This is a genomic window from Pseudodesulfovibrio portus (assembly GCF_026000375.1).
Classification (GTDB): Bacteria; Desulfobacterota; Desulfovibrionia; order Desulfovibrionales; family Desulfovibrionaceae; genus Pseudodesulfovibrio; species Pseudodesulfovibrio portus.
Map to the genome: position 1 here is coordinate 2,848,983 of NZ_AP026708.1, position 16,382 is coordinate 2,865,364.

20 protein-coding genes are annotated in these 16,382 nt (G+C 62.1%); 5 read left to right on the top strand and 15 right to left on the bottom strand.

Annotated elements, in window-relative coordinates; all coding sequences use genetic code 11:
- Positions 1-10 precede the first annotated feature (10 nt).
- The 4 genes from OO730_RS13570 to OO730_RS13585 are packed head-to-tail and all read right to left on the bottom strand — an operon-like array spanning position 11 to position 2,672.
- On the bottom strand, positions 11-595 hold the full coding sequence (locus OO730_RS13570; protein ID WP_264982013.1) for an LOG family protein: 585 nt from the start codon (positions 593-595) through the stop codon (positions 11-13).
- Entirely contained in the window at positions 592-1,632 is a 1,041-nt protein-coding gene (locus OO730_RS13575; protein ID WP_264982014.1) for a threonine aldolase family protein, read from the bottom strand. Before OO730_RS13575 ends, OO730_RS13570 begins: the two co-directional genes overlap by 4 nt.
- Before the next feature lie 9 nt (positions 1,633-1,641).
- Positions 1,642-2,220 (bottom strand): GDSL-type esterase/lipase family protein, encoded by a 579-nt coding sequence (locus tag OO730_RS13580; protein WP_264982015.1) that lies wholly within the window; start codon positions 2,218-2,220, stop codon positions 1,642-1,644.
- A 2-nt stretch (positions 2,221-2,222) separates the two neighbouring features.
- Positions 2,223-2,672 carry a pyridoxamine 5'-phosphate oxidase family protein gene (locus tag OO730_RS13585; protein WP_264982016.1) on the bottom strand — a complete coding sequence of 150 codons (450 nt, stop codon included), beginning with the start codon at positions 2,670-2,672 and terminating at the stop codon, positions 2,223-2,225.
- A gap of 49 nt (positions 2,673-2,721) precedes the next feature.
- Between OO730_RS13585 and OO730_RS13590 the strand changes: the two genes are divergently transcribed.
- Positions 2,722-3,456 carry a TIGR04283 family arsenosugar biosynthesis glycosyltransferase gene (locus OO730_RS13590; protein WP_264982017.1) on the top strand — a complete coding sequence of 245 codons (735 nt, stop codon included), beginning with the start codon at positions 2,722-2,724 and terminating at the stop codon, positions 3,454-3,456.
- Positions 3,453-4,121, top strand: coding sequence for a TIGR04282 family arsenosugar biosynthesis glycosyltransferase (locus OO730_RS13595; RefSeq protein ID WP_264982018.1), 669 nt, complete (start codon positions 3,453-3,455; stop codon positions 4,119-4,121). Before OO730_RS13590 ends, OO730_RS13595 begins: the two co-directional genes overlap by 4 nt.
- 2 nt (positions 4,122-4,123) lie before the next feature.
- Here OO730_RS13595 and OO730_RS13600 read toward each other — a convergent pair whose 3' ends face one another.
- Together OO730_RS13600 and mnmE are read right to left on the bottom strand one after the other, a co-directional pair.
- On the bottom strand, positions 4,124-4,393 hold the full coding sequence (locus OO730_RS13600) for a hypothetical protein (protein ID WP_264982019.1): 270 nt from the start codon (positions 4,391-4,393) through the stop codon (positions 4,124-4,126).
- A gap of 3 nt (positions 4,394-4,396) precedes the next feature.
- Positions 4,397-5,788: a tRNA uridine-5-carboxymethylaminomethyl(34) synthesis GTPase MnmE gene (mnmE, locus tag OO730_RS13605; RefSeq protein WP_264982020.1), complete on the bottom strand. Its 1,392-nt coding sequence runs from the start codon at positions 5,786-5,788 to the stop codon at positions 4,397-4,399.
- Positions 5,789-6,186: 398 nt separating this feature from the next.
- On the opposite strand from mnmE, the gene OO730_RS13610 reads away from it, so the two are divergent.
- Positions 6,187-6,459, top strand: a complete 273-nt coding sequence (locus OO730_RS13610; RefSeq protein WP_264982021.1) for a hypothetical protein — start codon at positions 6,187-6,189, stop codon at positions 6,457-6,459.
- 918 nt (positions 6,460-7,377) lie between these two features.
- On the opposite strand, the gene OO730_RS13615 is transcribed toward OO730_RS13610, so the two are convergent.
- Genes OO730_RS13615 through rpmH form a run of 5 tightly spaced genes read right to left on the bottom strand, consistent with a single transcriptional unit; the run spans position 7,378 to position 10,867 of the window.
- The gene (locus OO730_RS13615) at positions 7,378-8,397 is read right to left on the bottom strand and encodes a Jag family protein (RefSeq protein WP_264982022.1); all 1,020 of its coding nucleotides are present in this window, start codon (positions 8,395-8,397) and stop codon (positions 7,378-7,380) included.
- A 50-nt stretch (positions 8,398-8,447) separates the two neighbouring features.
- Positions 8,448-10,115: a membrane protein insertase YidC gene (gene yidC / locus OO730_RS13620; RefSeq protein ID WP_264982023.1), complete on the bottom strand. Its 1,668-nt coding sequence runs from the start codon at positions 10,113-10,115 to the stop codon at positions 8,448-8,450.
- A complete protein-coding gene (yidD, locus tag OO730_RS13625; RefSeq protein ID WP_323373358.1) occupies positions 10,085-10,390 on the bottom strand; it encodes a membrane protein insertion efficiency factor YidD in 306 nt (101 codons plus the stop codon). Before yidD ends, yidC begins: the two co-directional genes overlap by 31 nt.
- Positions 10,374-10,745: a ribonuclease P protein component gene (gene rnpA, locus OO730_RS13630; RefSeq protein WP_264984166.1), complete on the bottom strand. Its 372-nt coding sequence runs from the start codon at positions 10,743-10,745 to the stop codon at positions 10,374-10,376. Before rnpA ends, yidD begins: the two co-directional genes overlap by 17 nt.
- Positions 10,733-10,867 carry a 50S ribosomal protein L34 gene (rpmH, locus tag OO730_RS13635; RefSeq protein ID WP_097012604.1) on the bottom strand — a complete coding sequence of 45 codons (135 nt, stop codon included), beginning with the start codon at positions 10,865-10,867 and terminating at the stop codon, positions 10,733-10,735. The genes rnpA and rpmH overlap by 13 nt, the downstream gene beginning before the upstream one ends.
- A 220-nt stretch (positions 10,868-11,087) precedes the next feature.
- On the opposite strand from rpmH, the gene OO730_RS13640 reads away from it, so the two are divergent.
- Complete coding sequence (locus OO730_RS13640) at positions 11,088-11,741, top strand: lactate utilization protein (protein ID WP_264982024.1); 654 nt, start codon at positions 11,088-11,090, stop codon at positions 11,739-11,741.
- A 191-nt stretch (positions 11,742-11,932) separates the two neighbouring features.
- Positions 11,933-12,679 carry a UPF0280 family protein gene (locus OO730_RS13645; protein WP_264982025.1) on the top strand — a complete coding sequence of 249 codons (747 nt, stop codon included), beginning with the start codon at positions 11,933-11,935 and terminating at the stop codon, positions 12,677-12,679.
- On the opposite strand, the gene OO730_RS13650 is transcribed toward OO730_RS13645, so the two are convergent.
- From OO730_RS13650 to OO730_RS13665, 4 genes are all read right to left on the bottom strand, one after another.
- Entirely contained in the window at positions 12,676-13,212 is a 537-nt protein-coding gene (locus tag OO730_RS13650; protein ID WP_264982026.1) for a GNAT family N-acetyltransferase, read from the bottom strand. The genes OO730_RS13645 and OO730_RS13650 overlap by 4 nt on opposite strands.
- Before the next feature lie 8 nt (positions 13,213-13,220).
- Positions 13,221-13,874, bottom strand: coding sequence for a Crp/Fnr family transcriptional regulator (locus OO730_RS13655; RefSeq protein ID WP_264982027.1), 654 nt, complete (start codon positions 13,872-13,874; stop codon positions 13,221-13,223).
- Between the two features lie 78 nt (positions 13,875-13,952).
- Entirely contained in the window at positions 13,953-15,851 is a 1,899-nt protein-coding gene (locus tag OO730_RS13660; RefSeq protein ID WP_264982028.1) for a sensor domain-containing diguanylate cyclase, read from the bottom strand.
- 65 nt (positions 15,852-15,916) lie between these two features.
- The gene (locus OO730_RS13665) at positions 15,917-16,216 is read right to left on the bottom strand and encodes an MTH1187 family thiamine-binding protein (protein ID WP_264982029.1); all 300 of its coding nucleotides are present in this window, start codon (positions 16,214-16,216) and stop codon (positions 15,917-15,919) included.
- Between the last annotated feature and the right edge of the window lie 166 nt (positions 16,217-16,382).

Sequence of the window (16,382 nt, forward strand, 5' to 3'; positions counted from 1 at the left end):
TACCGCAGCGTTACAATCCCTTCTTCATTTCAATCCACTTGTCCACCTGAGGCGGGTCGTAGTGCTCGAACATGTCGAGCAGGGCGGCCGGGTCCGGGCTGGTCATGACCATGCGTCGGTGGTCGGCCACCAGGAAGCCCTCGTTGACCATGCGGTCCATGTGGTCGGTCAGGCAGGCGTAGTAGCCGGACACGTCCAGCAACCCGCACGGCTTGGTGTGGTAGCCGAGCTGGTTCCAGGTCAGGGCCTCGAAGAATTCCTCCAGGGTGCCGAGACCGCCGGGCAGGGCGATGAACGCGTCCGAGAGGTCGGCCATCTTCTGCTTGCGCTCGTGCATGGACTCGACCACGTGGATTTCGGTCAGCCCCCTGTGGGCGATTTCCTTATCCACCAGCAGCCGGGGGATGATGCCCACGGCGTCGCCGCCCGCTTCCAGGCAGGCGTCGGCCAGCCGCCCCATGAGCCCGGTGGAGGAGCCGCCGTAGACCAGGCCGAGGCCGCGTCCGGCCAGCTCGCGGCCCAGCGCCTTGGTGGCGGTCACGTATTCGGGCCGGTTGCCGGGGTTGGAGCCGAGGTAGACGCAGACGCGCTTCACGATACGGCCTCCACGGCCTTTTTGATGTCCGCCACGAACTCGTCCACCATCTCTTCGGTGGTGGCCCAGGAGGTCATCCAGCGCACGGTGTGGTCGTGCTCGTCCCAGATATAGAAGTAATATTTCTCCAACAGGATGTCCGTGGCCTCGGGCGGCAGATAGGCGAACAGGGCGTTGCAGTCCACGGTGCCCTTGATCTCCACGCCCTTGATGGCCCCGGCCTTTTCGGCCAGCCGTTTCGCCATGGCGTTGGCCTGGCGGGCGTTGGTCAGCCACAGGTCGTCCTTGAGATAGGCCTCCAGCTGGGCGGACACGAAGCGCATCTTGGACACCAGCTGCATGGCCTGCTTGCGCAGGTAGGGGAAGCCCTCGCCGATGTCCGGGTTCAGGAAGATGACCGCCTCGCTCATGAGGCAGCCGTTCTTGGTGCCCCCGAAGGAGATGAAGTCGATGTCCAGGGCCGTGGTCATGTCGAAGAAGGAGCAGTCCAGCGCGGCGCAGGCGTTGGCGATGCGCGCGCCGTCCAGGTGGACCAGCAGGTCGCGGTCGTGGGCGAACTCCACGATGTCCTCGATCTCCTTGAGGGTGTAGAGCTTGCCCAGCTCCGTGGGCTGGGTGATGGAGATGACCTTGGGCTGGGAGGCGTGCACGAACCCGAGGTGGCCGAGGTAGGGGGCGATCATGCCCGGGGTCAGCTTGCCGTCCGGGGACGGGATGGGCACCAGCTTGATGCCGCCGAAGGCCTCGGGCGCGCCGCATTCGTCGTTGTTGATGTGGGCCTGGGCCGCGCACAGCACCGAGTTGTAGGTGTGGGTCACGGCCCGGATGCCGAGCACGTTGGCGGCGGTGCCCGTGGTCACGTAGTGGATGCGGGCCCGTGAGCCGAAGAATTCCTTGAGCACCTCGTCGGTGCGGATGGAGATTTCGTCGTCGCCGTAGGATTTCAGGTGGCCTTGGTTGGCGCGGACAACGGCCTCCATGATGGCGGGATGCGCGCCGGAGTTGTTGTCGCTCGCAAACGATTTCAATTCTTTCATTTTTCTTGTCTAGTCCAGCCCGAAATATTTCCGGGCGGTTATGGATTGCAGGACGCATTCGGCCAGGGCCGCGTAGCCCATGGCCGAGGGGTGGATCGAGTCGCCGTCCTTGAGGGCCTGCTGATAGATGCCGGACTTCCGCATGGGGTCCATGACGGCCACGAAGGGCACGTCCAGGGTCTCGCAGAGTTCCGCCAGCCTGTCCGAGAGATCGGCGATGGCGTCGGTCTGCCGGTTGTTGCCCACGGGTGTGGGGCCGACGAGCAGGACCTCGCCGAAAGTCTTGGCCTGGGTCAGGATGGTCTCGGCCACGGCCAGGGTGTCGTCGGCCGGGACCTCGTTCATGACGTCGGCCACGCCGAGGCTGAAGACCAGCTTGTGCTCCATGCCGGGCAGCAGGCGCAACTCGGCCTCGCGTTGCCAGCGGTCGCTGAGTTTGGCGGCGATGTCCTTGCGGATGCCCAGGTTGTAGCCGGTCACGTCCGCGCCCAGCGTGATCAGCTGGCCGGTGACGCGACCGGGCCAGCCGAGGCCCGACGGGTCGCCGAAACCGAGGGTGAGGGAATCCCCGAAAAAACAGATGACCATGGTCACTCCTTGATTCGTGCCGTCGCCTCTTCGATGTCGATGGCGTAGACGGCCGTGATCGGCAGCACCTTGTCCACGTAGGGGAGCTGCCTGCCCAGATGCTTGACCGTGATCAGGTCCAGGCCGTGCATCTTTTCGTCCCCTGTGAGTTCGCGCGGCGTGCCGTTGCCCATGACCGACTTGAATCGGTAGCCCTGGTTGCAGGCGTCGTCGCCGCCCTTTCTCTTCTCTATATCAAGGGCTGCGGAAAAGGCCACCCTGTTTCCGGAATCGAGGCAGGCGGCCTTGCGCCCCCTCCTGCCGGAGTGGATGTATATGACGCCGTCTTCCTCGGCGAAGTTGACGGGAACGCAGTGCGGGCCGCTCTCGTCGGTGAGGGCCAGCCAGAGCACATCGGTCCGGGCGAGGAGGTCGGATACGACCTTGGGGTCGTGGGTAACGCCCTTTCTCATGGATTCCTCCGGTCTTTATTATTGCGGGCAAAACGTCTATTAATCTTCCATGGCCCGGAACACAACCTTCGCAAACCACATTTCCGTCATCGTTCCCGTGTACAATGAATCCGGGGTGATCAACGATACTCTCGATCACCTGCGCCGGACCTCGGGCCAAGCGTCCGTGGAGATCGTCGTGGCCGACGGCGGGCCCGGCCACGCCACCCTGGCCGCCGTGACCGACGGCCAGGCCGTGCGCGTGAAGTGCCCGCAGGGGCGGGGCGTGCAGATGAACGCGGGCGCGGCCATGGCCACCGGGGACGTCTTCCTTTTCCTGCACGCCGACACCCGGCTCCCCGAGGGCTGGCCCGGCCTGGTCCGGGGCGCGCTGGTCGACAACGTTCGGGCCGGGGCTTTCTCCCTGGGCTTTGATTCCGACCGGCTGTCCATGCGTGTGGTGGCCCTTTTCGCCAACCTGCGCACGCGGATCGAGCGGCTTCCCTACGGCGATCAGGCCCCGTTCCTGGCGGCGGACCTGTTCCGGGAGATGGGTGGTTTTGCCGGTATCCCGATCATGGAGGACGTGGACCTGTTCTCGCGCCTGAGGCAGCGGGGCGAGCGCATCGCCTTGCTCAGGGAGCGCGTGGCCACTTCGCCGCGCCGGTATGAGACGGACGGCGTGGGCCGACGGGTGGCGGCCAACTGGTGGTTGCGGCTCAGGTACGGACTCGGCGTGTCGCCGCACAAGCTGGCCGGGGAATATCGTCCCCAGGCCCAAACAGGGGGAGGAGAAGGCCGGTGAACAAGAATTGCGTCCTGTTTTTCATCAAGTACCCCGAGCCGGGCCGCGTCAAGACGCGCCTGGCCGAGGAATCCACGCCTGAGCAGGCGGCCGCGTTCTACCGGGCGTTTGTGGAGGAGAAGCTGGCCGAGCTGGAGGCGGGGGTGGACGGTGACGTGGTGGTTTTCTTCACCCCGGAATCCCGGCGCGACGCGGTGCGCGACTGGCTGGGCAAGGGACGGCGCTACGTGGCCCAGAAGGGCGCGGACCTGGGACGGCGCATGGAGAACGGATTCCGGGAGGCCTTTTTCATGGGCTATCAGCGCGGGGTGCTCGTGGGCAGCGACATCCCCGGCCTGAGCCCCGGCATCGTCAATCTGGGGCTGCGCTGTCTGGAGCCGGACCGGGCCAGCCTCGGCCCGGCGGGCGACGGCGGGTACTATCTGATCGGGTTCCACAGGACGGGATTCTCGCCCGAGGTCTTTCGCACCGGGGAGTGGAGCACACCCGGAGTGTACGAGCGCGCCTTCAACGTCCTGGCCGGGACGGGGCTGGCCTTCACCGAGTTGGAGCGGCTGGACGACATGGACACCATGGAAGACGTCGAGACCATGCTCGCCCTGGGGGAGCTCGGCCCGCTCAAGGGCAGGACCCTGGAGATGGCCCGCAAGCTGGTCGGGAAGTAAGCCTAGAAGTCCATCAGCCCCAGGGGGTCGAGCTCGTTCTGCTCCACGCGCTGGAAGGTGGCCACGTCGAAGAAGAGGTCCTCTTCGATGGACAGCAGCCGCCATCGGCTGCCCGTGCCGAAGGAGTTCCACAGCTCGGTCCGGATGCCCTGGCGGACCTTGAAGGATACGGTGTCCACTTCGGGCTCGGCCCCTTCGAGGTGGGTCTGCATGAGCGGCACCAGGCCGCAGGTGACGTGTTGCACGTCGATGATGTTGTCGTCTTCTTTCATGATTTATTTCCCTATGCAGAATGCGTCGAAGATGGAGTTGAGAACGTCGGCGGATGCGATCTCGCCGGTGATGCCGGAGAGCGTGGAGCAGGCGGTTTCCAGGCGCACGCCCAGGAGGTCGTAGGGAATTCCGGCCGCCGTGTCCTGTTCCAGGCCGAGCAGCTCCTCGGCGGCTTCGTCCAATACGGCGGCCTGTCGGGCGTTGGGCGCGATCTCGTCCGGGTCGGGCTGCCCCGCACCCTTGAGGATGCGCTCCCGGACGCGGGAGCAGAGGGCGTCGATGCGGGCGCCGGTCTTGGCGGAGACGTCCATGACTTCGAGGCCGAGGTCCGCCAGCGGCTGCCCGAGTTTTGCGTCGAAAGTTGCGAGGTCGGACTTGTTGAGCACGACAAGGGTCTTGGCCGCGTCAAGGGAACCAGCCGTGGCCAGCGTCTCGTCGCTCAGGGGCAGGGTCCCGTCGGCCAGGAGCAGCACCAGGTCGGCGCGGTCCATGAGCTCGCGGCCCATTTCCAGCCCTGCGGCTTCGATGACGTCGTCGGTCCGGCGCATGCCCGCGGTGTCGGCCAGCCTGATTGTCAGGCCGTCCAGGTTGACGGTCTCCTCAAGATAGTCGCGGGTGGTGCCGGGCTGGTCCGTGACAATGGCCCGCGTCCGCCCCAGCAGCGCGTTCATGAGGCTGGATTTTCCCGCGTTGACCGGCCCGGCCAGGACCGCCAGCGCGCCTTCGCGCCACGCCCTGGTCCGGTCCACGGCGGCAAGCAGGCCGTCGATCTCGGTGCGCACCTCGGCTGATGTGGCGATCAGCTCCTCCGGGGCGAGGCATTCCACCTCGTCGTCGGGAAAGTCCACGGCCACGGTCAGTTGGGCACGCAGGTGTTCGAGCCGGGCGCGCAGGTCCGCGATCTTCGCGCCGAGCACGCCGGACAGCTTGACCTGGGCCAGGTGCATGGCCGCCTTGGTCGGTGCGTGGATCATTTCGGCCACGGCCTCGGCCTGGGACAGGTCCATGCGCCCGTTCATGAAGGCGCGGTAGGTGAACTCGCCGCGTTCGGCCAGGCGCGCGCCCCGGTCGAGGGCTTCCTGCAGCACCGCCGCCAGAACGGCCCGTCCGCCGTGGCAGTTGATCTCCACCACGTCTTCGCCGGTGACCGACTTGGGACCGGGCATGAACGCGCACAGCACGTCGTCCAGCTCCACGCCGTCACTGTCCAGGATGTGCCCGTAGTGCAGCCGGTATGGGACAAGGCCGGTGAAGGCCGGTTTCGCGGCGCGGAACAGCTCCTCGGCGATCTCCCGGCTGCGGGAGCCGGAAATGCGGACGATGCCGACCCCGCCGTCCCCGGGCGGGGTGGCGATGGCGGCGATGGTGTCTTTGGCGAGGCGCGGATCAAGCATGGCTGGGTTGTACAGCAGCTTTTTTTGAAAGGCAAAAGGGAAAAGGAGGGCCGCCTCTGGCGGCGGGGTTGGAAGGCTTTTGGAGGAGAGCCGGGGCGTTGCCCCGCCATAAAGACAATTTCGCCTTTGGCGAGCCCTCCGCGGGCGGCGGTTGCTTTTTGCTAAGCGGCAAAAAGGAACCAAAAAGCGCTTTTTCGAGCGCGGCCGCCCGAGTTTGGTGGCAAGAAGCTGATCCGCTCGGAGGCGGCTCCCATCCGGGGTGGGCGATACGCTGTGCCTCTCCGAGAGAATTCAACCGCCAATCAAATACGCTCGTGTCACCTGACGGGAGCCGCCGCCCCCTCGCGGTCAGATTCTAAGCCCCCAGAACAGGGCTGGTGCGGCGCTTGGCATTGGGTATGGCGTTGATCGTCCTTGTTCCCAAAAATAGTTGGGAAATTGATTATAAAGCCTTACCCAAACAAATCGAAAGCCAATTTAGGCAAAGTGAGCAATTACTTGCGGATAATAACATCAATTCTCCAAATGAACAGCCTAAGTTGCTGAAAGATGAGAGGATTTGGCTCCCAAACGACTATATACGAACAGCAAACTATTTCCGTGAAGAGTATGAACTTCATGCTTTGATTGATGACGTCAAAGTCAGATCGAATATTGCTTACTCTCTTTAATCAACTGATTTATTGAACTTTATTGTAAATCGATTTCATATAGGCTTGAGTGTGGGAACAGTTTTATTTAGGATTGCGACATTGCATGTTTTTTCCATTATAGAATCAATAGCATACGGTTTTATCCAGACCGCACACAATTGTTGCATGAGACAGAAGCGAGTATGTAAAGAAAACAAGAACTGTGCAAATTATATAAAAGCAGCCAAGAATTACTCCTTTCAACAGGCTGTTGTTCATTTGATTCATCATGGCATGTTGGAACTCTCTGAAAATGAGATGGAGCAATTGGACGATCTTAGAAAGTTGAGGAATAGAGTGCACATGTGGCTTGCTAAGGATAGTGATTTTATGGACCGAGAGATTTCATTTGGCGATTATAATCAAGCGATAATACTCATTCATACGATTAGAGATAGTCTAAAGCTCCGTTATAAGGATCAACAAGCAAAGTTGATCTTTTGCAAGAATAAGCAAGTATAAATTTATGAATGAGGGGTTAACTGGAAGGGTGATCGTCCTAGATTTCACTATACTTTACTCTAGCCATTAAACCAAACAAGGCCTAGAAGCTGACCAAACAGCGAAAGCGGCTTTTTCGGATCGCGTCGAAGCGCAGCGAAGACATGGCGATCCGGGAGCGGGCTGTTTGGATCAGATTCTCAGCCGGTTTGGGGGCGGAGAAACGAAGATCACAAGAGCGACTTTTGCTTACTTTTGGTCGCTCCGGCCCAAAAGTACGTCGCCGTAAAGGCGAAACACAAAGTAAAGATGACAGACACAGCCCGTTCGCGGAGCGCGGCCAATCTACAGCAAACCAACTTGCCTTTTCTCTTACTCTTCCTTTCCCTACAATAAAAAAGGGCCGCCCAATCGGGGCGGCCCTTCCGTTATTCTTCAGGCTCGCTGCTCGAAGCGTTAGTAGCGGGCGCGGCTGCCGTTCTTGCGGCTCTTGGGAACGATCAGCACGCGCTTCATGGGGCCTTCGCCCTTGGAGCGGGTGAACACGGTCTCGTTGTCCTGGAGGGCAAGGTGCACCACGCGGCGGTGGTAGGAGGACAGGGGCTTGGTGGACTGGGTCCGGCCCAGGTTGTCCGCCTTGTCGGCCAGGTGCCAGGCGATCTGCCTGAGCTTGTCGTCCTGGCGCTCGCGGTAGTCGCCGGTGTCCACCTGGACGCGGATGGAGGCTTCCATCTTGCGGGAGGCCAGCCGGTTGACCAGGTACTGGATGGAGGACAGGGTCTGGCCTTCGCGACCGATGATCAGGCCGGAGTTCTCCTCGTCGTCGATGAAGACCTTGACGCGGTCGGATTCGATGGTGATGTCGATGGTCGTCTCGCCCACGATGGGGTCGAGCAGCTTGACCATGATCTCGCGCACCTCGGCTTCGAGCACGTTCGGGTCCAGGGTGGAGAGGTCGGTGCGGGGGCGTTCCTCGCGGGGCTCCCTGGGCTTGACCTCGCGCGGCTTGCGCTCGCGGCGGGGCTTTTCGGGCCGGGCCTGGCGGGGCTTGCGTTCGCGGGGCTTGCGCTCCTGGCGCGGAGCCTCCTCGGGCTGGATCATGTTGCCGTTGACGTCGTTGAAGTCGTCTTCAGGGATGAGGTTGCCGTTGGGCTCGTCAAGAATCGCGTCCTCGTCGTCGATCACTTCGGGCGCGGCCTCGGGCTTTTCGGCCTTTTTGGGCTTGGCCTTGGGTTTGGACTCCCGTTTGGGCTTGGCCGGTTTTTCCTCGTCCCGGAGGATGTCCGTCGCGTTCACCTGGGCGCGGGGGCGGGCCTTCACCGTGGCCTTCTTGACACCCATGATGCCGAAGATGCCGGAGGATCCGCCGGACTGGATTTCGATTTCCAGCCGGTCCCGTTTCAGGTTGAAGTAATCGCAAGCGGACTCGATGGCTTCGTCCAGGTCTTTGCCCTGGAATTCTTTGAAGTCGCTCATTTACGTATCCTTTCTTTACTCGTGCCGGGTGATTTGAGGCCCCGGAACCGTTATTCGTTGGACGCTGCGGCCTTGGCCTTGGAGGCGCGGGCGATCATCAACTGCTGACCGATGGACAGGAGGTTGTTGAACAGCCAGTAGATGACCAGGCCGGACGGGAACTGCAGGAACATGAAGGTGAAGACCGCGGGCATGAGCAGCATGATTTTCTGCTGGGTCGGATCGCCGGCGCTCGGGGTCATCTTCTGCTGCAGGAACATGGACGCGCCCATGATGATGGGCGTGATGTAATACGGGTCCTTGGCGGACAGGTCGGCCAGCCAGGGCAGGTCGGTGAACGGCACGTGCCCGATGAACGGGGCGTGACGCAGCTCGACCGCGCCGAGCAGGGCCTTGTACAGGCCGAAGAAGACCGGGATCTGCACCACCATGGGCAGACAGCCGCCCATGGGGTTGACCTTGTACGTCTTGTACAGGGCCATGGTCTCCTGGTTGAGGCGCTGCTTGTCGTCGCCGTACTTTTCGCGGAGCTTGGCGACCATGGGCTGGAGCTTCTTCATCTGTTCCATGGAGGCGTAGCTCTTCTGGGACAGGGGCCAGAAGATGAGCTTGATGATGATGGTCAGGATGATGATGGCCACGCCGTAGTTGCCCACGTAGTCATAGAAGAAGTTCAGGCCGATCAGGAGCGGCTTGGCCAGGAAGTCGAACCAGCCGAAGTTCACGGTCTCGTTCAGGTCGTTGGGCATCTTGGCCAGCATTTCGCGGTCCGTGGAGCCGATGAAGTAGGACGCCTTCAGGGTCTTGGCCACGTTGGGCAGGAAGGTCGCTTCCTCGGTCACGGCCATGCGGAAGATGTCGTCCTGCACGCCTGCGGACAGGGAGCTCTCCGTGCTGGAGGGCATGATGGCGAACAGGAAATAGTTGGATTCGATGGCGCCCCACTTGAGGCCGGTCGCGGCGGACATGCCCTCTTCCTTGAGGTCGTCGCGGTCGCTCATTTCCTCGCGGGTCTCGTCGGTCAGGTAGACGACCTTGGTCGGGTTGTACCGGTCGTCCTCGGCGGACATGGACTTGGCGGCGGCCGTGTAGGACAGGGCACCTTCCACGCCGGTGGAGCTCAGGTTGGTGACCGTGGTGGATTCCTCGATGAGATAGGAGTCCGCGTGGAAGGTGAGCACGCGCTCGATGCGGAAGTCGCCGCTCTGGCCGGTGAAGGTCAGGGTCTTGCCTTCGTCTCCGGCGGACACGGTGACGTCGGAGCCGTCAAAGGCCCACTGGCCGCGCTTCCAGGTGTGGTATTCCTTGTCGTTCTTGGTCAGGATCAGGCCCAGGGGACCCTTGGCAAAGGCGTTCTTGCCGACGAGGTCGACGTTGGGGGAGCCCGCCTTGATGGTCTCGCGGTAATTCTTGAGGACGAATTTCTCGAGGATGCCGCCCTGGGAATTGAAGGTGGCGGTGTAAAGCGGGGTATCCACCGTGACCGGGGTTCCGGCGGTGGGAATGAATTCGGCGGCGGGTGCGGCGTCGGCTGCTGCCTGGGCTGCGGGTGCCTGTTGCTGGGTCAGGGCGGCCGTCTTCTGTTCAGCCTCTGCGGCCTTGCGGGCCATCTCGGCCTGCTCCTCTGCAGAGGGGGCCATGATGTACTGCCATCCGAAGAGGACGGCAGCGCTCAGGACCAGGGCGATTACAAGACGGACTTGCTCCTTCTTTTCCATGGGATGAATCTCGCTTTGGTTCGGAAATCAGGCCAAACGGCCGGGACGGGGTCGTAGCCCCCGCGGCAAAAAGGCTGGCAACGAAGGAGACGCCAAAGCGTAAGAAGACCCCCTTTGAAAGCCCCGTGGCGCATGATCGCTTCCTGTCCGTATTCGGAGCACGTGGGAACGAACCTGCATGCCGGAGGCAGCAAGGGGGAGATGAGTTTGCGGTACAACCAGATGAGCGCCAGGAAAAGTGAGCGCATCATGTCCTCTCTATGAGGCCGCCGCATCCTTCCTGATTCGTGTCAGGAGCGGGGTAAACTCGTCTGTGGCGAGGGCGAGAGTGAGCTGCTTGGCCTCAAGGTTCCGCTTCGGAACGACGACAATATCGAGAGGCAGTTCAAAATCGAATTGATGCAGCCTGAAATACTCGCGCACCACCCTCTTAATACGGTTTCGCGCCACTGCATGCCCCATCTTCTTGCTGACGGTCAGCCCCAGGCGGAGTCCGCCGAAGGGCTCGTCACGCTTGCAGACGAACAGGATGAAACTTGTGGTGAAGTGCTTCCTGCCCTGTTCGTAACACACCTTGAATTCAGGGCTTTTGAGCAGCCGGCGCTCCTTGTTCCAAGCTAGACGGCTAATCTCTTACGCCCTTTGGCGCGACGGCGACGGAGCACGGCACGACCGTTTTTGGTGCGGGAGCGCACCAGGAAACCGTGGGTTCTTTTGCGACGGCATTTGCTGGGCTGGTAAGTGCGTTTCATATCTATAGTCTCCTAAAAGAGTGATAATTTGCTGAAGTTGCGTTGAACGGAAGGATATAACCGCTGGTCCGACCACCGTCAAGATGAAATTTCGGTTCCTTTCCAGCCGGTCCGCTTCCGGGCGACCGGGAATTCTGCTACAGGTTTTTCCAGCGGTTGGCGAGAAAAAAAAGCCGGTTTCGCCATCGGCACATAATATCATTACTATAAGGGAGGCGTCATGGACAAGCCCATCGACAACTACTTTCGCCTGAACCTCCGGACCGTCAAGGAAGCCCTGGCCCGAAACGGGTTCGATGTCCACATGGCCGACTCCCTGGAAGACGCCAGGCGTGTGGCCCTCGAGGAGATCCTTCCGGCGCTCGAGCCCAAAACCGTGTCCTGGGGCGGTTCCGTGACCTTTTCCTCCTCCGGCCTGTACGAGACCCTGCGCGACGGCGATCAGTACGAGGCCCTGGACACCTGGGACAAGTCCCTGTCGAACGAGGAGAAATACGAGCGCCGCCGCCAGGCGCTGCTGGTGGACTGTTTTTTCTGCGGGACCAATGCCGTGACCGAGGAGGGCCATCTGGTCAACCTCGACATGTACGGCAACCGCACCGGGGCCATCACCTTCGGCCCCAAAAACGTGGTCGTCCTGGTGGGGCGCAACAAGATCGTCCCGGACCTGGAGCGGGCCATGGAGCGCATCAAGCAATATGTGGCTCCGGTCAACACCATGCGCCTGGACATGAAGACCCCGTGCGTCAAGACGGGCTACTGCATGGACTGCGATTCGCCCCAGCGAATCTGCAACGTCTGGACCATCACCGAAAAGTCCTTCCCCAAGGGCCGCATCCAGGTCGTCCTGATCAACGCGGACGAAGGCTTTTAGGGTGCCATCCCATTTCCTTTCTTGAACTTTTTTCTTGCGCATTCGCGTGGGTTTCGATGGGGTGGGAGTATGTGGTCGAGGTGGAATGCGGGCGGGCTTGCAGGTCCTTTTAAGGAGAGTGTGGATAACGTGTTCGTAAAGCTGTTCCTTGTCTGTTCCCTTTTGGGAACATCGCCCCGGAGGGGTTGGTAGTGGCGGGTCGCCATCTTTCCACAGACCGGGCGTATCGTGACGCGGTCAGGCCCGGAAGCGGCGAGGTCCGGTTCCAGGTCGCCATGGAGCAGACCGATCTGCTCATCGTGGCCGAGCAGGACCTGCGCGACGAGATCGCGGCCTTTGTGGCCGGGGTGCGGGGGGAGATCAAGAACTGGATCATGTTCCACCCGGATTTCGCAGAGTCCCTGGTTCCCGTGGACGTGCCTGAGGACGCGCCGGAGGTGGTGCGGGCCATGGCCCATGCGGGCCGCGCCTGCGGGGTCGGGCCCATGGCCGCCGTGGCCGGGGCAGTGGCCCAGGCCGTGGGCGAGGCGTTTGTAGGCCAGAGCCCCAACATTCTCGTCGAAAACGGCGGCGACACCTTTTTGTGCTCCACCCGCGAGCGGGTGGTGGCCCTGCTGGCCGATCCGGGGTCGGGCGCGTCCATCGGGCTGCGCATCGAGGCCGGGGCGTTCCCCGTGTCGGTCTGCGCTTCCAGTTCCACCATCGGCCACTCCCTGAGCCTCGGCACCGGCGACCTCGTGGCCGTGCGGGCCCGGGACGCCCGGTTCGCGGACGCGGCAGCCACGGCCCTGTGCAACGAGTTGCGGAGCGAGGCGGACATGGACCGGGTGCTCAGGCGCGCCAAGGAGCTGGCGGCGCAAGGCCTGGACGGGGTCTTTGCCCAATATGATCAGAAGGTGGCTGCCTGGGGCGACCTGGAATTGGTGGCCCTGGACTAGAGCAGCATCCCGTATACCCACAGGTCCGTGGTTTTACCCCACTTCTTGACCACGCCCTTGCGCACGCCCTCGTTCCGGAAACCGGCTTTTTCGAGTACGCGGCGCGAGGCCGGGTTCCAGCCGAAGCACGTGGCCGTGAGCTGCTCGATGTCGGTCTCCTCGCGCATGTAATCCACCAGCGCGGCCAGGATTTCGGATGCGATGCCCCGGCCCCACCAGTCCACGCCGAGCCAGTACCCCACCACGGCCGTGTGGGCGTGCACGTCCTCGCCCCGGATGGTGCCGCAGCCGCCGATGAGTTGCCCGTCCTTGAAAACGGCGAATTGCCATTTGTCCACGCCCGCATCGGCCTGCGACCAGGAGACCATGGTCCTGGCGGCTTCTTCGCCGTAGGGGTGGGGAAACTTGAGCGAGGTGTTCCAGGAGATGGCCCGCGTGTCGGCGATGGGCGGCACCAGCGGGATGTCTTCGGTACGCCAGGGGCGCAGCAGGCATCGGGCCGTGTGCAGTTCGGTGGTGATGAAATCGGTCATGCGGCGGGTCAGAATTTATTTTGCATCACCGCGTTGAGCATGTCCCGCTCCCGGATGCGGATGATGCGGATGTCGTTCTGGTCCCGGCCAACGGCCAGGAGGCCCTGGTCGGCCAGGCCGAGGAGGTATTGCTCGATTTTTTCCGGGGTGGTCAGGAAAGTGTCGGACAGGGTCTTGACCGTGGCGTCGTACTTGAGCTCCATCTTGCCGCAGGTGGAAAAGAGGTCAAGGATGCGGACCACGCCGAGGCCGATGCTCGGCACCTTGAGCGCTTTCCGGGTGGTGGTCTTGAGGCGGCTGACCAGCACGGTGATGATGGAGGCGATGACCTTGGGCGATTCCCGCATGAATTCCTCCAGGTCGTCCTTGGTGACCACGATGACCTTGGAATCCTCCAGGGCGATGGCCGTGGCCGTCCGCACGCCGTCGTCCAGGAAAAGCGCCATTTCGCCGAATATGGATATGGGGGTCAGGATGGCGAAGACTTTCTTGTGACCCTCGATCACGCCGGAAATCTCGATCTTGCCTTCGGTCAGGATATAGGCCGCATCCCCCTTGGACCCCTCGTTGAAGATAACGTTGTGCTTCAGCGCGTTGCGCATCAGATAGTTCCCGCGGGAAACCTGTTTCATCTGCAGGGCTTGCTGGCTTACGATGGTCACTTACGCTCCTTGGTGATGGGTGATTGCGTTCACACCATACCAGAATTCCGGTTGGTTACAAGAGAATGGGACGTCGGCTCAGTTCTTTCGCACGCGGTTTCGACCTGCCGCCTTGGCCTCGTAGAGCCCTTTGTCCGCCCGCTGCAGGAGGATCGCCATGCCCTCTTTGTCCTGGAGCGCTGCCATGCCGATGCTGATGGTCACGGCCATCTCCCCGGCCTCGGTGACGATGGGTTCGTCGGCGGCCGTCCTGCGCATGCGTTCGGCCACGGCCACGGCCGTTTCCTCATCGGTCTCGACCAGCAGGGCCGCGAACTCCTCTCCGCCCAGCCTGGCGAAGATGTCCGTTTCGCGCAGGCCCGCCCGGCAGCGCAGGGCGAACACGCGCAGCACCTCGTCGCCTACGGAGTGACCGTGGGCGTCGTTGACGTTCTTGAATTTGTCCAGGTCGAGCATGAGCAGGGAAAGCGGATGCCCGTAGCGCTGGGCGCGCGCGATTTCCTTTTTGCCCTTTTCGAAAAAGGCATGCCGGTTATAGGTCCCGGTGAGCTGGTCGCGGGTGGCCATGCGTTTGAGCCGGGCTTCCATCCGCCGCTTTTCGGTCACGTCGTGGACGATGGAGTAGTGGAGCTGGCGCCTGCCGATGGAGACCGGTCCGGTAAAGACCTCCACGTCCCGCCTCGTGCCGCTCTTGAGCGTGTGGACCTGCTTGAAATATCCCCTCTTTTCGTCCGCCGCATGTTTGAGTTCCTCGAAAATCTCCGCGTCGTCCATGGAGTTCAGGTCGCGGATGGTCATGGAGGTCAGTTCCGCCTCGGAGTATCCATAGAACAGGCAGGCCGCCGGATTTACGAACTGGATGGTCAGGTCCATGGGGTCGTGGAGGAGCATGACCGCATTGTTTTCTTCAAAGAAGGCGCGGTGCAGCTCGTCCCGTTCAACGACCGCCTGTCGTGCGGCCCTCTGGGCGGTCACGTCCTCCAGGGTGGCGTTGAACGAGCCGTCCGGGTTGAGCTTGCCGGACAGCTCCGCCCAGATGACGACATCGTCGGCCCGCCGGAGCTGGACCCGGTAGTTGGTGACGCGGCCTTTCGTGAGCAGGATTTCCCAGAGCTTCAGCCGGTCCTTGGGGTCGACGTAGTGGCGTTCGAGGTCCACCTCCAGGAGGGCGTCGACCGAGGGGTAGGCCAGGATATCGGCCACGGTGGCGTTGGCGTTGCGGATGTTCCCCTCTTTGCTGGTTTCGAAGATGCCGATCATGGCGTTGTCGAACAACTGCCGGTAGCGCTGTTCGCTCTCGGCCAGGGCGGATTCCTTGTCGGAGAGATGTTTGACCATCCTGTTGTGGGCGTGGATGATTTCGCCGATCTCGTCGTTGCCGTCCCATTGCACCATGCCAGGCTTCCCTTCGGAGTTCGTTTCCCTGATGCCGTTCAGGAGCAGCCCGAGGGGCCTGCCGATGACCCGCTGGTAGGCGAAGTATCCGCTGACGAGCATGACCATGATGATGATCAGCAGGCGGATCACCTGGCCGATGAAGTGGGCCATGAGCGTCGTCTCGGCCTTGGAATAATCGTAGTGGACCACCAGCCTGCCGAGGCGTCTGGCCGTTCCGTCGGTCAACGGGTGCAGTATGGGGGCTTCGACGGCGCGCGCGTCCCGGTCGGGCGGATCGCCGTAGGCCACGAAGAGTTCGTTGTTGGAATCGAATATCTCGGCCCGACGCATGGCCGGATTGCTGGACAGGGTGGCCAGTGCGCTGGACAGTTCCTCCTGCTGAAAATTCCACAGCAGGTCGTCGATGACGGGAATCAGGGAGTCGGCGAACATGGCCACGTTCCGGTCGATTTCAGAGCGGGTTTCCCTGAGCATGACATAGCCGAAGGCGGCCATGAAGATCAGGGTCGCAATCAGCAGGGGAGGGAGGATGCGGGTCAGGAATTTCAGGCAGGTTGAACTGGCTGCCGAATGCTGCATCGGGGCTGTCGCTTCGGTTTCGCGTCGGGGGGAAGGTGGGGGGATGGAATCCGGCATGGCGCGGCTCAACGCTGTTTTTCCCGGACGCTTCTGATCTTGGCGTCCATGCCGTCCTGCCGACCCCTGCGGCAGTCCGCCTTCATTGATATATAGATGCGGTCCGAATCGGTTTCGAGTTCCCGGTAGCAGGCGTCCACGACCCGCATGACGTCGTCCCACCGGCCCTCGATGCAGGTCCCCATGGGGTTCAGCTCGTGCTTCAGACCCGAGTCGCGGATGATGTCGATGACGCGGGCTACATAGGGGCTCAGGCTCGTTCCCGCCTTATCCATTGGAAATATTGATAGGTCGACGATGACATTCATGATTTGTCTCACCTCCGGGTATCCTGCGGCCCAGGAAAAACTGATTCTACCATATTCCTATACAGGGGCTCGCCGACAAGTCAATGGCGTTACGATCCGGCTCGGAAGCCAGGGATGCCGGACGCTGAACAGCCGGCCCCCGTGGTCTGGGAAGGGCTTTCCTTTG